Source organism: Pseudonocardia sp. Ae717_Ps2, assembly GCF_001932475.1.
GTDB lineage: Bacteria > Actinomycetota > Actinomycetes > Mycobacteriales > Pseudonocardiaceae > Pseudonocardia.
In genome coordinates, this window is record NZ_MCIS01000017.1 from 1 (window position 1) to 16,842 (window position 16,842).

At 65.9% G+C, this 16,842-nt stretch carries 13 protein-coding genes and 7 pseudogenes; 7 read left to right on the forward strand and 13 right to left on the reverse strand.

The window, feature by feature from the left end:
- Nucleotides 1-407: 407 nt before the first annotated feature.
- Nucleotides 408-1,650, forward strand: a pseudogene (locus Ae717Ps2_RS33325) (IS256 family transposase).
- A gap of 129 nt (nucleotides 1,651-1,779) precedes the next feature.
- On the opposite strand, the pseudogene Ae717Ps2_RS40740 reads toward Ae717Ps2_RS33325, so the two are convergent.
- The 4 genes and pseudogenes from Ae717Ps2_RS40740 to Ae717Ps2_RS33340 all read right to left on the reverse strand — a co-directional run.
- Nucleotides 1,780-1,959 (reverse strand): annotated as a pseudogene (locus Ae717Ps2_RS40740) (DDE-type integrase/transposase/recombinase); the annotation flags it as partial.
- A 60-nt stretch (nucleotides 1,960-2,019) separates the two neighbouring features.
- Nucleotides 2,020-2,301, reverse strand: coding sequence for an IS3 family transposase (locus tag Ae717Ps2_RS36960; RefSeq protein WP_158071628.1), 282 nt, complete (start codon nucleotides 2,299-2,301; stop codon nucleotides 2,020-2,022).
- A gap of 223 nt (nucleotides 2,302-2,524) precedes the next feature.
- Nucleotides 2,525-2,740, reverse strand: a pseudogene (locus Ae717Ps2_RS40745) (transposase); the annotation flags it as partial.
- A 69-nt stretch (nucleotides 2,741-2,809) separates the two neighbouring features.
- Nucleotides 2,810-3,186 (reverse strand): annotated as a pseudogene (locus tag Ae717Ps2_RS33340) (RtcB family protein); the annotation flags it as partial.
- A gap of 74 nt (nucleotides 3,187-3,260) precedes the next feature.
- On the opposite strand from Ae717Ps2_RS33340, the gene Ae717Ps2_RS33345 reads away from it, so the two are divergent.
- From Ae717Ps2_RS33345 to Ae717Ps2_RS33350, 3 genes and pseudogenes are all read left to right on the forward strand, one after another.
- Entirely contained in the window at nucleotides 3,261-3,743 is a 483-nt protein-coding gene (locus Ae717Ps2_RS33345) for an ISAs1 family transposase (RefSeq protein WP_083702721.1), read from the forward strand.
- 872 nt (nucleotides 3,744-4,615) lie between these two features.
- A pseudogene (locus Ae717Ps2_RS40750) lies at nucleotides 4,616-4,675 on the forward strand (hypothetical protein); the annotation flags it as partial.
- 40 nt (nucleotides 4,676-4,715) lie between these two features.
- Nucleotides 4,716-5,582, forward strand: a complete 867-nt coding sequence (locus tag Ae717Ps2_RS33350; RefSeq protein ID WP_143510923.1) for an IS30 family transposase — start codon at nucleotides 4,716-4,718, stop codon at nucleotides 5,580-5,582.
- A 242-nt stretch (nucleotides 5,583-5,824) separates the two neighbouring features.
- On the opposite strand, the gene Ae717Ps2_RS33355 is transcribed toward Ae717Ps2_RS33350, so the two are convergent.
- From Ae717Ps2_RS33355 to Ae717Ps2_RS33365, 3 genes are all read right to left on the reverse strand, one after another.
- On the reverse strand, nucleotides 5,825-6,844 hold the full coding sequence (locus Ae717Ps2_RS33355) for a tripartite tricarboxylate transporter substrate binding protein (RefSeq protein ID WP_083702612.1): 1,020 nt from the start codon (nucleotides 6,842-6,844) through the stop codon (nucleotides 5,825-5,827).
- Nucleotides 6,845-6,978: 134 nt separating this feature from the next.
- Nucleotides 6,979-7,314: an IS3 family transposase gene (locus Ae717Ps2_RS40755; RefSeq protein ID WP_143510927.1), complete on the reverse strand. Its 336-nt coding sequence runs from the start codon at nucleotides 7,312-7,314 to the stop codon at nucleotides 6,979-6,981.
- Nucleotides 7,315-7,553: 239 nt separating this feature from the next.
- On the reverse strand, nucleotides 7,554-7,946 hold the full coding sequence (locus Ae717Ps2_RS33365) for a hypothetical protein (RefSeq protein WP_075334857.1): 393 nt from the start codon (nucleotides 7,944-7,946) through the stop codon (nucleotides 7,554-7,556).
- Between the two features lie 356 nt (nucleotides 7,947-8,302).
- Between Ae717Ps2_RS33365 and Ae717Ps2_RS37825 the strand changes: the two genes are divergently transcribed.
- The gene (locus tag Ae717Ps2_RS37825; protein WP_158071629.1) at nucleotides 8,303-9,271 is read left to right on the forward strand and encodes a hypothetical protein; all 969 of its coding nucleotides are present in this window, start codon (nucleotides 8,303-8,305) and stop codon (nucleotides 9,269-9,271) included.
- 191 nt (nucleotides 9,272-9,462) lie between these two features.
- Here Ae717Ps2_RS37825 and Ae717Ps2_RS33380 read toward each other — a convergent pair whose 3' ends face one another.
- The 3 genes and pseudogenes from Ae717Ps2_RS33380 to Ae717Ps2_RS33390 all read right to left on the reverse strand — a co-directional run bounded on the left by Ae717Ps2_RS33380 (nucleotide 9,463) and on the right by Ae717Ps2_RS33390 (nucleotide 12,342).
- Nucleotides 9,463-10,257: a class I SAM-dependent methyltransferase gene (locus tag Ae717Ps2_RS33380; protein ID WP_075334859.1), complete on the reverse strand. Its 795-nt coding sequence runs from the start codon at nucleotides 10,255-10,257 to the stop codon at nucleotides 9,463-9,465.
- Nucleotides 10,258-10,617: 360 nt separating this feature from the next.
- A pseudogene (locus Ae717Ps2_RS33385) lies at nucleotides 10,618-10,863 on the reverse strand (IS5/IS1182 family transposase); the annotation flags it as partial.
- Nucleotides 10,864-11,811: 948 nt separating this feature from the next.
- Nucleotides 11,812-12,342, reverse strand: coding sequence for an SCO6880 family protein (locus Ae717Ps2_RS33390; protein ID WP_369804895.1), 531 nt, complete (start codon nucleotides 12,340-12,342; stop codon nucleotides 11,812-11,814).
- A 14-nt stretch (nucleotides 12,343-12,356) separates the two neighbouring features.
- Between Ae717Ps2_RS33390 and Ae717Ps2_RS33395 the strand changes: the two genes are divergently transcribed.
- The gene (locus Ae717Ps2_RS33395) at nucleotides 12,357-13,328 is read left to right on the forward strand and encodes an IS30 family transposase (RefSeq protein WP_075313287.1); all 972 of its coding nucleotides are present in this window, start codon (nucleotides 12,357-12,359) and stop codon (nucleotides 13,326-13,328) included.
- Nucleotides 13,329-13,570: 242 nt separating this feature from the next.
- Here Ae717Ps2_RS33395 and Ae717Ps2_RS33400 read toward each other — a convergent pair whose 3' ends face one another.
- From Ae717Ps2_RS33400 to Ae717Ps2_RS33410, 3 genes are all read right to left on the reverse strand, one after another.
- Nucleotides 13,571-14,590 (reverse strand): tripartite tricarboxylate transporter substrate binding protein, encoded by a 1,020-nt coding sequence (locus Ae717Ps2_RS33400; protein ID WP_083702612.1) that lies wholly within the window; start codon nucleotides 14,588-14,590, stop codon nucleotides 13,571-13,573.
- Nucleotides 14,591-14,724: 134 nt separating this feature from the next.
- Nucleotides 14,725-15,060 carry an IS3 family transposase gene (locus Ae717Ps2_RS40760; RefSeq protein WP_083702725.1) on the reverse strand — a complete coding sequence of 112 codons (336 nt, stop codon included), beginning with the start codon at nucleotides 15,058-15,060 and terminating at the stop codon, nucleotides 14,725-14,727.
- A 239-nt stretch (nucleotides 15,061-15,299) separates the two neighbouring features.
- On the reverse strand, nucleotides 15,300-15,692 hold the full coding sequence (locus Ae717Ps2_RS33410) for a hypothetical protein (RefSeq protein WP_075334857.1): 393 nt from the start codon (nucleotides 15,690-15,692) through the stop codon (nucleotides 15,300-15,302).
- 323 nt (nucleotides 15,693-16,015) lie between these two features.
- Between Ae717Ps2_RS33410 and Ae717Ps2_RS33415 the strand changes: the two are divergent.
- Nucleotides 16,016-16,842: pseudogene (locus Ae717Ps2_RS33415) on the forward strand (hypothetical protein); the annotation flags it as partial.

The following is a 16,842-nucleotide window of genomic DNA, read 5'->3' on the forward strand; positions in this document are numbered from 1 at the left end:
ATGACCTGGTGCAGGACGGCGAGGGTGACCTCGGCGGGGACCTCGACGGTCCGGGACCTCGAGGTCGACCTCGAGTAGTGCGATCCCGATCCGGAAGATCGCCGACCGACCCGCCGTCGGCGCTGTCGAGGGAGCGACCGCGGGCACTGCCGCCGGTGCCGTGGTGTCTGTGTGGGGCATGGCTGCGATGGTCTCACCGTCTCGACCCAGCGGCAGGGCCTGGGTTCCGCAGTTGTCGCTCGGTGAAAGTGGAGCAATGCTTGAGACCTGTGGATGACTGTGGAGGGGCCGTACCCTTCCGGTGATCTTGAAGGCTCTCAAGCAAGACCGGCGCAGCAACGCTGGTCGGAAGGGCACGACCCATGCTCAGCGTAGTTCCCGAGGCCGGATCCGGTGACGAGGCCCGTGTGCAGGAGGGGCCGGCGTTGATCGACGAGCTCGTCCGCGAGGGCGCCCGCCGGATGCTCGCCCAGGCTCTGCAGGCCGAGGTCGACGACTACATCACCCGCCACAGCAACGAACGCGACGCCCACGGGCGGCGTCTGGTGGTGCGCAACGGCTCCCACGAGCCTCGCGAGGTGGTGACAGCCGCGGGCGCGGTGGCGGTGCGGGCGCCGCGGGTCGACGACCGCCGGATCGACCCCGCGACGGGCGAGCGGCGCCGGTTCTCCTCGGCGATCCTGCCGTCCTGGTGCCGCAGGACGCCGAAGATCACCGAGGTGCTGCCGCTGCTCTACCTGCACGGCCTCTCGTCGGGGGACTTCGTGCCCGCGCTGGGGCAGTTCCTCGGCTCCAACGCGGGCCTGTCCTCATCGACGGTCACCAGGCTGACCGAGACCTGGAAGACCGAGCAGCAGGCGTTCTCCCACCGGGACCTGTCCGGGGTGGACTACGTGTACGTGTGGGCCGACGGCATCCACGTCACCATCCGCCTCGCCGAGCACAAGTTGTGTCTGCTCGTGCTCATCGGAGTCCGCGCCGACGGGCACAAGGAGCTCGTCGCCCTCGTCGACGGCTACCGGGAAGCGACCGAGTCCTGGGCGGACCTGCTGCGCGACTGCGCGCGGCGCGGCATGCGCGCCCCCGTCCTGGCCGTCGGGGACGGCGCGCTCGGGTTCTGGGGCGCGCTACGGGAGGTGTTCCCCGAGACCCGTGAGCAGCGCTGCTGGGTGCACAAAACCGCCAACGTCCTCGCCGCCCTGCCCAAGTCGGCGCATCCGGGAGCGAAGAAGGCGCTGACCGAGATCTGGAACGGTCGAAGACAAACACAAGGCCCTCGACGCCGTGACCTGCTTCGACGCCGCCTACGGGGGCAAAGTTCGGCAAGGCCGTGGCGAAGGTCCGTGACGACCCTCGATGAGTTGCTCGCCTTCTACGACTTCCCCGCCGAGCACTGGCAGTACCTACGCACCACGAACCCGATCGAGTCCACGTTCGCGACCGTCCGCCACCGCACCCGCGTCACCCGCGGGCCCGGCTCACGCACCGCCGGGCTCGCGATGGCGTTCAAACTCATCGAAGCCGCCCAGGACCGCTGGCGCGCCGTGAAACGGCCCGCACCTGGTCGCGCTCGTCCGCGCCGGAGCAGTCTTCGAGGCCGGACGACTCGTTGAACGACCCGACGACCACACCCACACCGAAGCCGCCTAAAAGATCTTCATCCACAGGTCTTGACGATTGCTCGCCGGCGGATCCGGCGCGCGCCTGGGGTGCGGGCTGATCATGGTCTACCGCGACAGCATCGAGCGCCGTATGTCCGACGTTGGACCCGGTCGACGGGGCGACACCGGCGTCGACCAGGCGCTGGGTGAACCGCAGCGCTGTGTACTGGGCTCCCTTGTCGCTGTGGAAGATCAACTGGCCGGGGCGCAGGTCCCGCGAGCGCAGGGCGTGGTTGAGCGCGGTGAGCACCAGCGCGGTCGTCGCACGGGAGTCGGTGGCCCAGCCGACGACCCGGTTGGAGAACGCGTCACGCCACCGAGGCCATCCACAACACGCCCTCGCCGGTGACGATCCGGGTCAGATCGGCCACCCACACCCCGGTTCGGCGCGGCCGCGGGTGAAGTCGCGTTCGAGCAGGTCCGGCGCCGGCCGGTGGGCGGGGTTCTGCCGGGTCGAGCCGCCCTTCCAGCCGCGGCGCAGGTGGGCGCCCTGCAGGCCGTGCTCGCGCATGATCCGCTCGACGCGCTTGCGGCCGACGTGCACGCCTTGGCGGCGCAGCTCGAGCCAGACCCGCGGGGATCCGTAGGCGGTGGCGAACTCGCTGACCGAGCGGATCTTCACGATCTGTTCGAGGAGCACGGCGTCGTCGAGGTGGCGCTGAGAGGGGGTTCGCGCGGCGGGTGCGCCAGTCGTAGTAGGTCGAGACCGGCACACCAAGGACCCGTAGTACGAGACCGGCGGGGAAGCCATGGGCGTCGACGAAGCTCATGACCACCTCCGGGTCGGGCCGATCTCGGAGGCGAAATAGGCGCTCGCCGCGCGCAGGACCTCGTTGACCCCGCCGCAGCTCGGCGTTTTCCTTCGCCAGCCTGCGGTTCTCGGCGAGCATGTCGGTCGACGGCCGATCATGGCGCTCGCCGGTGTCGGCCTCGGCTTGGCGGACCCAGCTGCGCAGGGCCTCGTGATGCACCCCGAGCTGCTGCGCGAGCGTCCGGAACGTCGGGCGAGGGTCGGACTCCCGATACAGCCGAACCGCCCGTTCACGCAGCTCATCGGGGTACTTCTTCGGTGCAGTCACCAGTGCCTCCTTCCTGGCTCTCAAGATCGAACCAGTGTTCAGACACTCCGGCAAAGCGGGGGAACCTCACAGCTCGATCATCACCCGCCGGTTGAGCCGCGCGTACTCCTGCGCCCAGTGCAGGTCGGCCCGGTAGGCGTCCCATCTGCGGGGGTGCCGGCGAGGAACACGGCCAGGTCGCGGTCGGGCAGCTCCTGGTTGTGCGGCAGCACCTTGGCCTTCTCGATGTGCAGGTTGGCCAGGATGTTGCCGATCCCCCGCGACCCGGAGTGCAGCATCAGCCAGACCCGGTCGTCGCCGTCGAGGCAGAGCTCCACAAAGTGATTTCCGCCCCCGAGCGAGCCGAGCTGCTGGTGGGCCTTGCCACGCAGCTTGTCCTCGCTGGTCCAGGACGCATCGCGCAGATGGTGCAGCCGGTCGAAGCCGCGCCAGAACCCGGCCCAGTCGAGCTCGGTGGGCACTACCTGATGACGGTCAAGGCTAACCAGCCCACGCTGCTGGCCCGGCTGCGTGCGCTGCCCTGGAAGATGACCGGCCGGCCGCCCGGCAGCGGGCCCGTGGCCACGGGCGGGTCGAGACCCGCACGATCAGCGTGCTCTCCCTGCAGCGGTGCCCGGACCGGGGCGGGGAGTTCTTCCCACACGCCGCCCAGGCCATCCGGCTCATCCGCCGGCGCCGCCCGCTACGTCCGGGCGCACGGTGGAAGACCGTGACCGTCTACGCGATCACCAGCCTGACCGCGTTCCAGGCAGACCCGATCTTGCTGGCCCGCTGGATCCGCGGGCACTGGAACATCGAGAACCGGCTGCACTGGGTCCGGGACGTCTCCTTCGACGAGGACCGCTCCCAGACCCGCACCGCAGCCGGACCGCAGGTCATGGCCGCCCTGCGCAACCTCGCGATCGCCGCACTCCGACTGACCGGGACCACCAACATCGCCGCCGGACTACGCCACCACGCCCGAGACGCCCACCGGCCCTTGACCACCTACAAGATCATCTGACGACTTTGCCGGGGCCCTGGCTGCGCCCCAGCTACACTCCAAGAACTATTCGAATCCCCCCAGGAGATCCAACTTCCGCCGCAGTCCAGGACAACGGCATGCGACCGGCAACGCTAACTCGATAGACCTTGTTTTTCAAAACGCCATCAACCTTAAAGCTAAATTGACACGAACTCCCCACAATGATAGAGTCGCTTAGTCGCCCGGAGCCTATCAATTGCCTCTTCGAGTTCAGCACGGAAATCAGTCCTCCCGCCCGCACTCCTTTGAATTCTCCAGACCCTGCGCAGCCACCGGAAGAGAGAGGGAAGAAGCCGTCCACAACCTTCCGAGAAGGCGATGTCATCAATCCCACGACCTTTCCCTCTACGGTGACTCTACCTTCTTCTGTCATGACCAGAAGTCCTGTCACTGCAAGCAAGATAAATAATATCGACCCGGTCGATACTGCGACAACTCGGAATCGCCTCGAGCGGCCACTAATGACTCTTAAGAGACGCTCCCGAGTTCGCAATGTAACCGTATCCTGATCATCACTTCGCAGTAGCCCCGAACCTTCTCCGCGACTCTCCGACCTCTCGCCTTGACCCATCGGATCAAAAAGACTCACTACTCAGTCCTCATTTCTTTACAGGACTCCATGCCATCTAGGCTGGCCGCTCGGTGTCCTGGGCTCGGTGCGACGGTGCGGTCAGTCGGATTGCGCGTTCTCGGTCCTGTCTGCTAGAAGGAATAGGGCCGCGGTGATTACTGCGGCGACTACAAGTAGAGTATAGGTGACGTCCCATCCGTAGCGTTCGGTGAGTTCAGCCGGTCGTAGCACTTGATCTTGGTTGTTCGGCGGGACAGGATGTTCCGTGCGTGAGATGTTGATGTTGTCGGATCGGGAGGAGATCTCGAGGGGTCTCGCGGAGGGCTTGTCCTACAAGCAGATCGCCTCGGTGGTGGGTCGTGATCGGTCGGTGATCTCTCGTGAGGTCCGTCGTCACGGCGGACGCTACGAGTACCGGGCCGCGGCAGCGCAGGAAACGGGCCCTGGCGGCGCGGGAGCGGCCGAAGCAGTTCGCGGTGGACCGTCACCCGCGGTTGCGCGGGATCGTGCATGCTCTGTTGCGTGGTGGCTGGTCACCGGCCTCGATCGCGGGCCGGTTGCCGACCGAGCACCCCGATGACGAGGCTTGTCGGGTGTCTCACGAGGCGATCTACCAGTGGATCTATGCCACCCCGGTGTCCACGCTGGCCCGCGAGCTGCTCGCGCTACGGTCCGGGCGCACCGCCCGACGAGGCGGCGCCAAGCCCCCACCGGCCCCGCGGATCAAGGACCCGACCTACATCGACGCCCGCCCCGCCGACGCCCAGGGGCGCGCCGTGCCCGGCCACTGGGAGGGTGACCTGGTCATCGGCAAGAACGGCAAGACCGCCGTCGCCACGCTGGTCGAGCGCACCTCCCGGTTCCTGGTCCTCGTGCCCCTGACCGGCCGCGACGCGCTCACCGTCGGCCGTGGGGTCATCGCCGCCACCAGCGGTCTGCCCGCGCACATGCGGGCCTCACTGACCTGGGACTGCGGTGCCGAGATGGCCGGCCACGCCACCGTCACCAAGGGCTCGATGCCGGTGTACCTCGCCCACCCACACTCGCCGTGGGAACGCGGCAGCAACGAGAACCTCAACCGCATCGTCCGCGAGTACTTCCCGAAAGGCACGGACATCACCTCGGACCCGAAATACCTGGCGATGGTGGCTTGCGACATCAACGACCGACCCCGTAAAATCCACAACTGGAAGAAGCCCTCCGAGATATTCGCCGAACTCGTTGAGCTAGATGCTTCAACCGCCTGAATTCGCCGACCCCTCGCCGAGAACCTGTGGTCCACGCTGAGCCTTTTCCATCGTGAGTTCGCTGACCAGCGAACTCACGATGGAAAAGGCTGTGTACGAGCCGCAGTTCTCGCTGTCGGAGATCCGTGAATCTGTCGATGAAGCTCACGCAGCAGGTGTTCGGGTCGTTGTGCAACTCGCCGTCACGAGATGCAGCACAAACACGACGGAAAAGACTCCATCCTTGTTTGTAAAATTTATAGTTATAATATTCCAATCTCGCCGAGTACTTGACGAACACGCAAGCGCTCGACATTCAAAAATGAGTGGAACTGGGAGGGAGACAGGTACCCATCTTGCCAATTGTTACTGGCGAGATAAGTCTTCCATTCAGCAGAGGTTGCAAGTCGCCATATGAGTTGCTCCAGCCCAGATCGCTCTGTCAGGCTTACGCCAGGAGATCCGAGTACGCCACGCCAATTTAATACTTCAACATTAACTCCGAACTCTCGCCCAGTGGGTACATCCAATCCCTTCACGCGGCTGTCGGCCATGACCGCCAGGGCCCGGAGCTCCCCCGTGCGGAGCTGGTAGGCGAACTCGCCAGCTCCTGCGGCCGCGAACGAGACCTTGCCATCGAGGAGCGCGCTCAGGAGGGGCCCTCTACCGTCGTGGGCGACGTAGCGAACTAGCTTTGGCTTCAGGTTGATGTATTCAGCGGTCAGCATCGGCGTCAGGTGATCAGGCCCCCCCGGAGAGGAGCCGCCCCCCACTGCAACAGCAGAAGGATTGTCCTTCCAATCTTTTAATAGATCGCTGAAGTTGTAGTACGGAGAATTGGCGGACACCAGGATCAACTCAGGCTCTGTCGTGAGGCGAGCAATAGGAGCGGCCTCACTCAGTGACGAGTCAGCGTTATTCGCAATCACTCCTCCTATGAGGCCTAGCCCCATGGACATCAGCAGTCGAGAATTACCGGTATCACCGAGGAGGCGATAGAGGCCTTCGACGCCGCTGGAGCCGATAACATTGAAAATTTCAACATCGTGAGCCAGATCGGCATTCTCGAGCGCTTCGGCCATGGCCTGGGCATTGATATGGTATCCACTGCCCGGTGAGTTTGGGACAATCAATCGCAGGCCCCGTACATGCCCGTCCATGAATTCCATCAACGGCTGCTTTTCGTGGAGTGCGCCCGCGCTGAGCGCCATGGCCCCTGCACCAAAATACGCCCCCAGCTGCCGACGGGTCAATTTGCCCTTCGAGAAGGAAACGTTTGACATTCATATATCCTTTAGTGCGTGTTGGGAAAGTCCTCGCCGAAGTAGCTCCCGCGTGGTCGGAACACGAAGGCTGGCGGAACTTCCGCAGGTCGCCCGAGTGAAGCTGAGCTTCCCCCGGTTCGCCGGAGTGCGGGTTATCTGTCGGCGTCGCGCTGGGCGCGCCGATAGTTGTCTTCGTACTCGCCGGGTGAGAGCCCTCCGAGGCGGGCCTGGATCCGGCGCAGGTTGTACCAGCCGTCGAGGTAGCGGATCAAGGCGTGCTCGGCGGCGCGGCGGGTCGCGAACGTGGTGCCGGGCCAGTAGAGCAGCTCGATCTTGAGCGAGGCTTTTCCAACCTGCCGTTTGACCAGGTCAGGCCGTTCCGGGGCCGTCGCACCGGGACGGCCGGTAGAGGGCTGACCTGCATCAGCGGTTATCCGTCGTGCTGCCGGAGCGGCTTCGGTGCTGCTCTGCAGACGCTCCGCGGCCAGGTTGGAAAAGCCTCAGTGAGCCTTTTTCAACCTGGCTGGGACGGGGTGGGCGGACGTCCTCCAAGGCCGCCCGATGGCCCGCCCGTTCCCTGTCGATGCAGGTCACGCCGGTGACTCCGCCAGCCTCCGACGTCGCGTCTCAAGCTTCCGACCAGGGCCAACGTCAGGTTGGAAAAGGATCAGTGCACAGGTTAAAGATCAAGCTCAGGTCAGGTCGAGCTGCCGTCGTGGGAGGGCAGTCACCAGCGGTAGCTGAATTTGTCGATCTTGAAGCCCATTTCGCGGAAGTAGGGGCTGACGACCTGGATGGTGACGGGGCCGCTGTGGCCGTTGTTGCTGACGGTGTGGCGGGTGGTGTAGGTGCCGCGGCCGTCGGCGTCGCTCATGGTGAACTCGAACTCGTAGGTGCCGGGTTCGTAGAAGCGGATGGTGATGAAGCCGCCGTCGATCTCGCACCACAGCGGGTCGCCTTGGCGGCATTCGGGGTTCCCGCCGGGGCGCACGGTGGACTGGCTGGATCCGCTGTTGCCGTAGGGCTGTCCTGGCGGTGGGGTGTCGGCGTGGGCAGCGGGTGCGACGGGGGTGAGGAGCAGTGCTGCGGCCAGCGCGCCGGCGGTGGTCAGCCCGGTCACGATGCGTCGAACCAGGGGGCGTCGGGGGGAGCTCTGGTCGTGTTCAGGGAGTGTGATCGTCACGGAATGGAAGTAGATCACGGACTGTGCGTGACCGGAAGGTGGTCGTGTGTCGTGAAAGCAGTCACCTGGTCGGGTGGTGATGGGGTCGTGCTCGGTTCTCGTTGAAGCGTCCACGGGGTGCTCGCTTCTTGTCGTGGACGCGGGAGCCGCGGGAGCCGCTTCCGGTTCCTCGCCCGCCCGGGGGCGGGCTGCGATCACGACGAGAGCTCACGGGCGCGGCTGTGACCGGGGCGGGGTCGGTGAGGATCCCGTGTTCTGGTGTGGGTATTGGCAGCGTCAGGATGCGATTATCGGTGTCGTTCACGGGTGAGATGACGGGCTGGGGGGTATTCCTGATGAGCGCTGACTCTGCCGCTGACTCTGGTGTTGTCGGCGCGACCGGCGATGACTCGGCGCCGGTGTTGATCTTCGGTCGGGGGGCGATGACGCGTCTGGTCGATGGGCGGAAGACCGCGACCGTGGCTGGTGCTGATCATGAGTTGGCTGTGGGTGCTGTGGGTGCTGTGGTGATGGCGATGGTGCCTGGTGGGGTGGCGCGGTTGTCGTTGCGGGTGCGGCAGTGTCATCGGGTGCCGGAGGTGTCGATGGTGCCGCAGGTCGCTGCGGCGGCGGGGCTGGAGTTGTCGTCGTTCACGAAGTGCCGGTCCTGGGATGGGTATCTGCAGGGGGTGGCGCAGCAGGAGTTCCCGGGCCCGGTGTGTGTGCTCGGGGTCGAGGCGGTGGGTGAGTTGGTGGGGGAGGTCCCGCCGAAGGGGCGCCCGACACCGAAGCGGAAGCGTCAGCCGCCGCCCCCTCCGAAGCCCAAGCCGGATCCGAATGCGTCGAAGGCGGTGAAGGGCGGCTGGCTGCTGGTGGGGTCGTCGGGGCCGGTGAAGGTGACACCGTTGACGATGGTGCATCCGCTGGATAAGGCGGTGTTGCAGCAGCGGATCGGGGCGGTGATGGCGCGGCGAGCACCGTCGTTGGAGGTGCGGCGGGCGTTGGGCCCGGTGGTGGGGGCGTTGCTGGAGAAGGGGAAAGCGGGCCCGAACGGGTTGGAGAAGGTGGATCGGGAGCGGCTGAAGGGTCGGCTCCCGGTGGCGGTGGCGTGGTTGTCGCAGCATCAGTTGTTGGTGCGGGGGGCGTGGAATCCGAAGTTGCTGGTGGGGCTGCGGATCCGGCATGTGGTCACCCGCGGTGGCGCCACCGCCCGGACCGCGTCTGGGACCGCGTCTGGGACCGTGTCTGGTGCTGCTGGTGGAGTTCGGGGTGGTGGGCGGTGAGTATGGCCGAGCGGATGGTGCCGTTGGGGTATCGCACCGAGCCCGGTCATGACCCGCAGGTCGCTGCCGCGGCGGCGCGGGTCGTGCTGGCGCGGGCGGTGGACGGGGCTGATGCGTCGTTGCTGATCGAGGCGTTGGGGTTGGGTGAGGGTGTCGCTGTCCTCGCCGGCCGGTGCGTCGATGGTGGCTGGTCAGACGCCGGCGATCGCGGTGACGGTGATCCAGGGTGGTGAGTGCTGGTACTCGGCCCAGTAGGCGTCGCCGAACAGTTCCCGTCCTTGCGGGGAGACCGGGCATCGGCCCCATCCGATCTCGCTGAACCCTGCGGTGCGGAGGCATTCGTCGATGAGGTGTGGGTGCGGTGCGTGGAGCCGGAACGACACCGGGGGGTCGCAGTGCGCTGTGAAGACAATTTCTGTGGTGCCGGTCGAGTCCTGTCCGGCATCGGATTCGGCATCGGATGTGATGTCGAATTCGATGCCGTAGTGGCGTAGGCCTGGTCGTGACAGTGGGGAGCTGGGGTCGGTGAGTAGCGCGACGAGGCGGGTGCCGGGCCGGCAGTTCGCTCGGATGGAGGTGAGCATGGCCTCCAGCGTCGCCCGGTCGGGGGCGTAGTTGAACAGGTAGACGGCCAGGACCACGTCGTAGGTGCCGAGGTGGGGGAGTTCGGCGGCGTCGTGGACGTGGTAGGTGATCGGTGCGGGAGAGGCCTGGGAGGACCCCGAGGGCCCCGAGGGCTGTTCCCGGCGTCGGGCCTCGGTGATCATCGTGGTGGAGTTGTCGACACCGTCGACGTGTCGGGCTCCGTGGTCGCGGCATAGGCGTGCGTAATGGCCGGTTCCGCAGCCGAGGTCCAGGACTTTCTGCCCGGTGAGGTCTCCGAGGAGCGCCCGGACAGCGGGTATTTCCCCGTAGCGGGCGGCGGGGAGTTCTTTCACCGCGTCGTAGGCGGCTCCGATGGAGTCGTACTGGCTGTGCGGCGACATCGACGCCCCTTGAAGGAGATGAACAACCCGTCAGGAGACACGCCCGGGGGAGTTCAGCAGGCCTGCGCGCCCACCGAGCGCCACCATCGAGTGCCCACCGGGCGTCCCGTGATGAGCTGATTACCACTTCCTGGGGGACGGGTCAACAGGAGCGTCCACGGTGTGAGGCCGTTTCCTTGTGAGTCTGGAAGGGGGCTGGTCGCGCCGAAGCAGATCCCGGGAGGAGATCAAGCAGCGAGTGGTCGGGGGACGGGCTGTGGTGTCGGTCGGTGGAGCGTGTCGCTGAGTGGGCGGCCCGACCTCCAAGTATGGCCACGTTAGAGTGATCGTGATTTAGAGGTCGCGCGGATTGATGGATGATCATGGGCGGCGGTGTGGTCGGCTGTCCCAGCGGTGCGTGGTCCAGGCCTGCCGGATCAGGCTACGGAGTGTGATGATGGTGTCGGCGAGGTCGAAGAACGCGTCGACGACGGTTTCGCGGCGCTCGTAGCAGCGCTGCAGCCGGTTGAAGCTGTTGTGCCAGGCGTTGGTGCGCTCGATGTGCCAGCGTTGGGTGGCCTGGATCGGTGCTTTCTCGCCCTTGCGCGCGATCTCGCTGTGCAGGCCTGGTTGCGCGGTGTTCGAGGAAGGATGGTGTGTGTGATGACGGTCTCTCGTCGTTTCGGTGGTGGTCTCGCGGTGGCCGCGCTGGCTGCGGCGCCGATGCTCGGTCTCGCCGGGACAGCGCTGGCTGCTGACCCCACCGGTCAGGCTCCCGGTCAGGGAGTGGCGCCGACGGCGCCGGTGGACAACCGGGGCTGGAGCGCGGCCGGTGGTCAGGGCATGTCCGGCGATGACATGGCTGATGAGCCCTGGCGGGTCAACAAGGACTGGAACTGGGTCAAGGACTGGTGTGTCAACCACACCAAGGAGTCCAAGCTCCCCGGGCAGCCGAGCTCTTACGCGGGGATCAGCTGCCCCCCGGTCTGGAACGACTGACCCCACTCACAGGCCTTATGGACCTCACAGCCTGGGTCCAGGGCTGGTCGGCGCGGCGGGCTCCGCCGCGCCTGGATCTCCCACGGGGCTTCCTTCCCCGTGGTGATGGCGGTCCCGGCACCTGCAGCCCCCTTCATGATCGCTCTGCAGGTGCCGGGACCAGCTCCTTTTCTATACCCACTTCTCTACCTACCGCGGCCGGGGCGGGCAGCATCGCTGCCGCCTGGACGGCGCGGGGTCGCACGACACGTGCTGGAGGGCCGAGGGCGCTGCCGGCGCCCGCCGCGGGGGCCGGCCGAGACCGGCGGTCCTGACCCGCACCGGGCGAAGGAAACGCAGGGCCCCGACACAGTCGCTAGATGATCTTGTAGTGAGCCGGGGCGCGTCGGCGCAGAGTGGTGATATAGCTGGCCCCAGGTAGGTGTGGCGCGGCGGTCAGTCTGCGCCGTCCGCTGCTGCCGATCGCGACTTTGCCGGGGCCCTGCCAGCAACGGGACCGGCTTGGGACCGGCCCGGGATGTGGCCCGGGGTGCGGATGGTCGGGGCCGGGTCCCGGCGGTGTTGTGCCGTGTCCGGTTACCGTGGGCGAAATTCGGTCTGTGGGGATTTCTGATGGGTGGGGTTGCGGTGGGGTATGAGCCCACCCCCGGTCGGGGATGTGTCGACGGTGACCGCGACGTGGCGGATCATCGGCTGGTATCCCAGGTCAGCCAGGAACGCGCCCCAGTTCGCGACCCAGGCGTCGGCCTGGCCCGGATCAGCCAGGTCCAGCCCGACCGGGGAGACCCGCAACACCGCGGTCAGCCATCCGGTGCGGCGGTCCCACAGCAGGCCCTGCTTGCCGCCGCGACCGTCATCGGTGGACAACGGCACGATCGGCCCCATCGGGCCGGGAAGGTCGTGGCGGCGCAGGTGGTCGGTGACCATCCCGCCGGTGCGGTCGGTCCAGCCGGCCGCCTTGCTACGGGTGAAACGCAGACGTCGCATAACCACATCCGAAAGTGAGCTACCACCGATCTTGATGACCACGGCGCCGATCACGAGGGCACCGATGGGCGAGTTCAGCCGGTCGTAGCACTTGATCTTGGTTGTTCGGCGGGACAGGATGTTCCGTGCGTGAGATGTTGATGTTGTCGGATCGGGAGGAGATCTCGAGGGGTCTCGCGGAGGGCTTGTCCTACAAGCAGATCGCCTCGGTGGTGGGTCGTGATCGGTCGGTGATCTCTCGTGAGGTCCGTCGTCACGGCGGACGCTACGAGTACCGGGCCGCGGCAGCGCAGGAACGGGCCCTGGCGGCGCGGGAGCGGCCGAAGCAGTTCGCGGTGGACCGTCACCCGCGGTTGCGCGGGATCGTGCATGCTCTGTTGCGTGGTGGCTGGTCACCGGCCTCGATCGCGGGCCGGTTGCCGACCGAGCACCCCGATGACGAGGCTTGTCGGGTGTCTCACGAGGCGATCTACCAGTGGATCTATGCCACCCCGGTGTCCACGCTGGCCCGCGAGCTGCTCGCGCTACGGTCCGGGCGCACCGCCCGACGAGGCGGCGCCAAGCCCCCACCGGCCCCGCGGATCAAGGACCCGACCTACATCGACGCCCGCCCCGCCGACGCCCAGGGGCGCGCCGTGCCCGGCCACTGGGAGGGTGACCTGGTCATCGGCAAGAACGGCAAGACCGCCGTCGCCACGCTGGTCGAGCGCACCTCCCGGTTCCTGGTCCTCGTGCCCCTGACCGGCCGCGACGCGCTCACCGTCGGCCGTGGGGTCATCGCCGCCACCAGCGGTCTGCCCGCGCACATGCGGGCCTCACTGACCTGGGACTGCGGTGCCGAGATGGCCGGCCACGCCACCGTCACCAAGGGCTCGATGCCGGTGTACCTCGCCCACCCACACTCGCCGTGGGAACGCGGCAGCAACGAGAACCTCAACCGCATCGTCCGCGAGTACTTCCCGAAAGGCACGGACATCACCTCGGACCCGAAATACCTGGCGATGGTGGCTTGCGACATCAACGACCGACCCCGTAAAATCCACAACTGGAAGAAGCCCTCCGAGATATTCGCCGAACTCGTTGAGCTAGATGCTTCAACCGCCTGAATTCGCCGACCCCTCGCCGAGAACCTGTGGTCCACGCTGAGCCTTTTCCATCGTGAGTTCGCTGACCAGCGAACTCACGATGGAAAAGGCTGTGTACGAGCCGCAGTTCTCGCTGTCGGAGATCCGTGAATCTGTCGATGAAGCTCACGCAGCAGGTGTTCGGGTCGTTGTGCAACTCGCCGTCACGAGATGCAGCACAAACACGACGGAAAAGACTCCATCCTTGGTCGTAAAATTTATAGTTATAATATTCCAATCTCGCCGAGTACTTGACGAACACGCAAGCGCTCGACATTCAAAAATGAGTGGAACTGGGAGGGAGACAGGTACCCATCTTGCCAATTGTTACTGGCGAGATAAGTCTTCCATTCAGCAGAGGTTGCAAGTCGCCATATGAGTTGCTCCAGCCCAGATCGCTCTGTCAGGCTTACGCCAGGAGATCCGAGCACGCCACGCCAATTTAATACTTCAACATTAACTCCGAACTCTCGCCCAGTGGGTACATCCAATCCCTTCACGCGGCTGTCGGCCATGACCGCCAGGGCCCGGAGCTCCCCCGTGCGGAGCTGGTAGGCGAACTCGCCAGCTCCTGCGGCCGCGAACGAGACCTTGCCATCGAGGAGCGCGCTCAGGAGGGGCCCTCTACCGTCGTGGGCGACGTAGCGAACTAGCTTTGGCTTCAGGTTGATGTATTCAGCGGTCAGCATCGGCGTCAGGTGATCAGGCCCCCCCGGAGAGGAGCCGCCCCCCACTGCAACAGCAGAAGGATTGTCCTTCCAATCTTTTAATAGATCGCTGAAGTTGTAGTACGGAGAATTGGCGGACACCAGGATCAACTCAGGCTCTGTCGTGAGGCGAGCAATAGGAGCGGCCTCACTCAGTGACGAGTCAGCGTTATTCGCAATCACTCCTCCTATGAGGCCTAGCCCCATGGACATCAGCAGTCGAGAATTACCGGTATCACCGAGGAGGCGATAGAGGCCTTCGACGCCGCTGGAGCCGATAACATTGAAAATTTCAACATCGTGAGCCAGATCGGCATTCTCGAGCGCTTCGGCCATGGCCTGGGCATTGATATGGTATCCACTGCCCGGTGAGTTTGGGACAATCAATCGCAGGCCCCGTACATGCCCGTCCATGAATTCCATCAACGGCTGCTTTTCGTGGAGCGCGCCTGCGCTGAGCGCCATGGCCCCTGCACCAAAATACGCCCCCAGCTGCCGACGGGTCAATTTGCCCTTCGAGAAGGAAACGTTTGACATTCATATATCCTTTAGTGTGTGTTGGGAAAGTCCTCGCCGAAGTAGCTCCCGCGTGGTCGGAACACGAAGGCTGGCGGAACTTCCGCAGGTCGCCCGAGTGAAGCTGAGCTTCCCCCGGTTCGCCGGAGTGCGGGTTATCCGTCGGCGTCGCGCTGGGCGCGACGATAGTTGTCTTCGTACTCGCCGGGTGAGAGCCCGCCGAGGCGGGCCTGGATCCGGCGCAGGTTGTACCAGCCGTCGAGGTAGCGGATCAAGGCGTGCTCGGCGGCGCGGCGGGTCGCGAACGTGGTGCCGGGCCAGTAGAGCAGCTCGATCTTGAGCGAGGCTTTTCCAACCTGCCGTTTGACCAGGTCAGGCCGTTCCGGGGCCGTCGCACCGGGACGGCCGGTAGAGGGCTGACCTGCATCAGCGGTTATCCGTCGTGCTGCCGGAGCGGCTTCGGTGCTGCTCTGCAGACGCTCCGCGGCCAGGTTGGAAAAGCCTCAGTGAGCCTTTTTCAACCTGGCTGGGACGGGGTGGGCGGACGTCCTCCAAGGCCGCCCGATGGCCCGCCCGTTCCCTGTCGATGCAGGTCACGCCGGTGACTCCGCCAGCCTCCGACGTCGCGTCTCAAGCTTCCGACCAGGGCCAACGTCAGGTTGGAAAAGGATCAGTGCACAGGTTAAAGATCAAGCTCAGGTCAGGTCGAGCTGCCGTCGTGGGAGGGCAGTCACCAGCGGTAGCTGAATTTGTCGATCTTGAAGCCCATTTCGCGGAAGTAGGGGCTGACGACCTGGATGGTGACGGGGCCGCTGTGGCCGTTGTTGCTGACGGTGTGGCGGGTGGTGTAGGTGCCGCGGCCGTCGGCGTCGCTCATGGTGAACTCGAACTCGTAGGTGCCGGGTTCGTAGAAGCGGATGGTGATGAAGCCGCCGTCGATCTCGCACCACAGCGGGTCGCCTTGGCGGCATTCGGGGTTCCCGCCGGGGCGCACGGTGGACTGGCTGGATCCGCTGTTGCCGTAGGGCTGTCCTGGCGGTGGGGTGTCGGCGTGGGCAGCGGGTGCGACGGGGGTGAGGAGCAGTGCTGCGGCCAGCGCGCCGGCGGTGGTCAGCCCGGTCACGATGCGTCGAACCAGGGGGCGTCGGGGGGAGCTCTGGTCGTGTTCAGGGAGTGTGATCGTCACGGAATGGAAGTAGATCACGGACTGTGCGTGACCGGAAGGTGGTCGTGTGTCGTGAAAGCAGTCACCTGGTCGGGTGGTGATGGGGTCGTGCTCGGTTCTCGTTGAAGCGTCCACGGGGTGCTCGCTTCTTGTCGTGGACGCGGGAGCCGCGGGAGCCGCTTCCGGTTCCTCGCCCGCCCGGGGGCGGGCTGCGATCACGACGAGAGCTCACGGGCGCGGCTGTGACCGGGGCGGGGTCGGTGAGGATCCCGTGTTCTGGTGTGGGTATTGGCAGCGTCAGGATGCGATTATCGGTGTCGTTCACGGGTGAGATGACGGGCTGGGGGGTATTCCTGATGAGCGCTGACTCTGCCGCTGACTCTGGTGTTGTCGGCGCGACCGGCGATGACTCGGCGCCGGTGTTGATCTTCGGTCGGGGGGCGATGACGCGTCTGGTCGATGGGCGGAAGACCGCGACCGTGGCTGGTGCTGATCATGAGTTGGCTGTGGGTGCTGTGGGTGCTGTGGTGATGGCGATGGTGCCTGGTGGGGTGGCGCGGTTGTCGTTGCGGGTGCGGCAGTGTCATCGGGTGCCGGAGGTGTCGATGGTGCCGCAGGTCGCTGCGGCGGCGGGGCTGGAGTTGTCGTCGTTCACGAAGTGCCGGTCCTGGGATGGGTATCTGCAGGGGGTGGCGCAGCAGGAGTTCCCGGGCCCGGTGTGTGTGCTCGGGGTCGAGGCGGTGGGTGAGTTGGTGGGGGAGGTCCCGCCGAAGGGGCGCCCGACACCGAAGCGGAAGCGTCAGCCGCCGCCCCCTCCGAAGCCCAAGCCGGATCCGAATGCGTCGAAGGCGGTGAAGGGCGGCTGGCTGCTGGTGGGGTCGTCGGGGCCGGTGAAGGTGACACCGTTGACGATGGTGCATCCGCTGGATAAGGCGGTGTTGCAGCAGCGGATCGGGGCGGTGATGGCGCGGCGAGCACCGTCGTTGGAGGTGCGTCGGGCGTTGGGCCCGGTGGTGGGGGCGTTGCTGGAGAAGGGGAAAGCGGGCCCGAACGGGTTGGGGAAGGCGGATCGGGAGCGGCTGAAGGGTCGGCTCCCGGTGGCGGTGGC

Excerpts from the sequence above, each read along its gene's own strand:
- Ae717Ps2_RS33355 (WP_083702612.1), bottom strand. The coding sequence starts at position 6,844 with ATGTCAAACGTTTCCTTCTCGAAGGGCAAATTGACCCGTCGGCAGCTG.
- Ae717Ps2_RS33380 (WP_075334859.1), bottom strand. The coding sequence starts at position 10,257 with ATGTCGCCGCACAGCCAGTACGACTCCATCGGAGCCGCCTACGACGCG.
- Ae717Ps2_RS33400 (WP_083702612.1), bottom strand. The coding sequence starts at position 14,590 with ATGTCAAACGTTTCCTTCTCGAAGGGCAAATTGACCCGTCGGCAGCTG.
- Ae717Ps2_RS33395 (WP_075313287.1), top strand. The coding sequence starts at position 12,357 with ATGTTGATGTTGTCGGATCGGGAGGAGATCTCGAGGGGTCTCGCGGAG.